The organism is Fusicatenibacter saccharivorans, from assembly GCF_027667425.1.
In the GTDB taxonomy this organism is placed as follows: Bacteria; Bacillota; Clostridia; order Lachnospirales; family Lachnospiraceae; genus Fusicatenibacter; species Fusicatenibacter saccharivorans.
In genome coordinates, this window is sequence record NZ_JAQEGR010000038.1 from 1 (window position 1) to 3078 (window position 3078).

Genomic DNA, 3078 nt, shown 5'->3' on the forward strand with positions numbered 1-3078 from the left:
TCTATTCTCCCCAGCATAGCTGGGGGATTAGACTTTTCATTTAAGAGTTAAGTAAAAGGGGCTGTCGCACTAAGTTGATATGCTCTCTTCCAGGAATCCTCTTTATAATTTTTCAAAACCACTAATTTGGTGGTATACTTTAATCATCAAAAGAACATCAATGAATACAGGAGGTAAAGATTATGTTTAGTGGAACACATTATGGAATCAAAGTTGATATGGGTTGGTTAAAGGATGACGTCGATGGGTTGAAACAAGTAGTTGATTTTTTGTGTTAAAAACTTACTAAATTTCTGATTATCTTTTCATAAGTTGGTAAATGCCGATATATCCCGTATTTTAGGGCTTTATCGGTATTTTCTTTTTGGAAGATACCTTGCATAAGCTGGCATTTACCAGCATGAAAATGCAACCAAAAGTAGTAAATGAGTAGTAAATATAAGCTCCGATATTAACAAGCCAGTCTTTCCAGTTCTGCTTTTGCAGATTGAAATGTACCGTGTGCATAATAGCCAAGTGTCATGGTTATGTTAGCGTGTCCCATAAGATATTGCAGGGTGTTTGGGTTCATTCCTCTGTTTGCCATATTCGTACAGTAAGTATGTCGGAATGAATGTGGTGTGATGTTCGGTAACTTGTCCGTGTGATACTTGTTATACTTCTTAATTAGTCCTCGCACCATGCCCTCATAGTTTCCTGCAACTTTAGGTAAGCCCTCACGGTTCAAGAATAGGAAATTGCTATAACCACCTACAATCAACGGTTGTGCCTTTCCTCTGTTCTTTAGTATTCTTTGGATTGCTTGATAAGCCCGTTCTGTCAATGGAAGTTCTCGTTTTCCGTTTTTGGTCTTTGGCGTTTCAATATAGTAGCCGATTTCGCTGTCTTTCAATAACTGGTGGTCTATATTGAGTATTCTGTTCTGCATATCAATATGCGTCGTTAGTCCGCAAAATTCAGAAATACGAAGTCCCGTTTCCAGCAGAAGCACAACCTCATCATAATACTTGCTGTAAATCTTATCCTTTTCCATAAAGGCAAGCAGGCGTTCTTCCTGCTCTGGTGTAAGGATAACTTTCTGCTCCGTATCATCTTCCAGAACATCACTTAGCTTAAATTCAAACGGGTTCTTTCTGATACAGTCGTCTTGTATCGCCATGTAAAATGACGCTTTCAAGGAACGCTTGTAGTTATCAATCGTTTTATAGGCGTATCCTTTTTCGCTCATTCTGATAGCCCATTCTTTAGCGTCCGACTGCTTAACAGTATCAATCGCCCTCATACCCAATGGGTCATTTTTCAGAGCGTTCATAAGATACTGTCGTCCTTTTTCAGTAGCCCTCTTGATGTTCTTTCTTTGGCTGTTCTTCTTGTCGTAGAGCTGGCAGACTGTCATTTTACCGCCTGCTGTATCGATACCGTCGTTAAGGTCTTTTTTAATCTGTGTTTCTTTTTCCCTCAACGATATATCATCACGCTTTCCAGCAGGTGTCTTGTCTGTCGGTACAAGTTTCCAAGAATAGATAAATTGTGGCTTTCCGTATATATCGGTATATTTATAAACGTATCTTCCGTCTTTTCGCTGGCTCTCTCCATTACGCAAATTGCGATTTTTACTGTCTTTTCGTTTTACATTAGACATAGTGTAAAGCTCCTTTCCGTCATGGAACGAGCCGTGATACGCTATATTTATTATACCATATCTACGGCTCAATGACATTAGATTTCGTCCAATGTATCTATGATTTTTTCAAATTGTTTTCGCTTAATCTGAATACGGTTGCCGTTCACGATAACCCAGCCAGCGTCAAGATTTTCTTCGGCTAATTTACGCAATTTCTTTTCGCCAATGCGGAAGTATTTGGACGCTTCTTCAACCGTCAGCGTATATTTTTCCCAAATAGGCACATCAGTATTGTTCATAATCTATGCACCCCCCTTTACTGTGTGTCGTTTTTTACAAGCAGGCAGACGGCTTTGGAAAGCTCCATTAGTATCTCAACTATTCCCATTCTTGTGGGCAGAACCGCACCATGCGGACGTATCATTATTCTGTGAGGATAGGTCGTGGCAAAACAACTTTTCCAACAGTCGCTCTCGGATCACTGCGTGGGTCGCTCGCTTTCTTTTGAAAAGGTCGTGGCGTACAGTCCCCGTGGCTCGCCATCTCACAAACGTATCTGTCTGCTTTATTCAGTTGTCAAAGAGCTGTGGTGAAAGCGTGTTGCTTTCATATAAAAGCAGGTGGCAGAGCAGGAAAGAGGGGGATATTAAATCATGCTCCGCTAAAAACTGCTTATTCTTCTGGTTCTAAGTCCATATCTTCAATATCAAAACCTAAAATCATTTTGATAAGTGCTTCTCTGATACGTCCTTTTAATTCCATATCTACAACGATATAAACATTGCCGTATTCATCATAAAGTGAACGCAAACAGCACTTTGATATGTAAGGGTCATAAAATGCCAGTAATTTTTCAATCGCTTTTTCGTTTCCGTCCATAGCTGATGAAATCAAGTAATAAGACGGTTTCTTAAATAACTGTTTCATTTTCTAATGTTCCTCCTTGAGTATTTTTTTCATAGTTTCCAAAGCGTGATGTCGGTTTCTAAATACACCGCTTTGCGTGATTTTCTGCAAGTTGGCAATTTCACTTTCTGTCATTTCCAAGAAGTAATACATCAACAGAGTATTGCGTTTTCTTTCTGGAAGTTTCTTCAAGGCTTCTGCCAATTCATCATCAAGGACACGAATATCAATGCCACATACTGAAAAGATTGTATAATCTGTTTCGTAGTCGTCCCAAACAGCCATTTTATCAACAAGGACATCTGGCAATTCGCTGAAAGATATTTCTTTATTCTTACGACGGTTTAATTCCTTGTAATAATCTTTCACGACACTACGGACAACTTTCTTTAAACAACTTTCAAAACGACATTGAACTGTTTTCTGGAAGTCAGACGGTTTCATCAATCTCACCTCCTTTCCTTTATGATTTGAAAAGTGTTTATCCCTCTTTCCGCACCATATAAGGTAAGTGCAAAATAATTCGACGGATTGTGTTGCCCCAAAAA

General features: G+C 39.2%; 4 protein-coding genes. All 4 read right to left on the minus strand.

What is annotated here, in order from left to right:
* Positions 1 to 451: 451 nt before the first annotated feature.
* A complete protein-coding gene (locus tag PGS38_RS17330) occupies positions 452 to 1642 on the minus strand; it encodes a site-specific integrase (RefSeq protein ID WP_003062094.1) in 1191 nt (396 codons plus the stop codon).
* 77 nt (positions 1643 to 1719) lie between these two features.
* A complete protein-coding gene (locus PGS38_RS17335; RefSeq protein WP_002322728.1) occupies positions 1720 to 1923 on the minus strand; it encodes an excisionase in 204 nt (67 codons plus the stop codon).
* Positions 1924 to 2296: 373 nt separating this feature from the next.
* Positions 2297 to 2551: a helix-turn-helix domain-containing protein gene (locus PGS38_RS17340; protein ID WP_002322727.1), complete on the minus strand. Its 255-nt coding sequence runs from the start codon at positions 2549 to 2551 to the stop codon at positions 2297 to 2299.
* A gap of 3 nt (positions 2552 to 2554) precedes the next feature.
* The coding region (locus PGS38_RS17345) for a sigma-70 family RNA polymerase sigma factor (RefSeq protein WP_270476448.1) at positions 2555 to 3078 on the minus strand (524 nt) is incomplete at its 5' end.

What these genes read in the sequence shown, in the direction of transcription:
- PGS38_RS17330 (WP_003062094.1), bottom strand. Translation starts at nt 1,642, where the DNA reads ATGTCTAATGTAAAACGAAAAGACAGTAAAAATCGCAATTTGCGTAAT.
- PGS38_RS17335 (WP_002322728.1), bottom strand. Translation starts at nt 1,923, where the DNA reads ATGAACAATACTGATGTGCCTATTTGGGAAAAATATACGCTGACGGTT.
- PGS38_RS17340 (WP_002322727.1), bottom strand. Translation starts at nt 2,551, where the DNA reads ATGAAACAGTTATTTAAGAAACCGTCTTATTACTTGATTTCATCAGCT.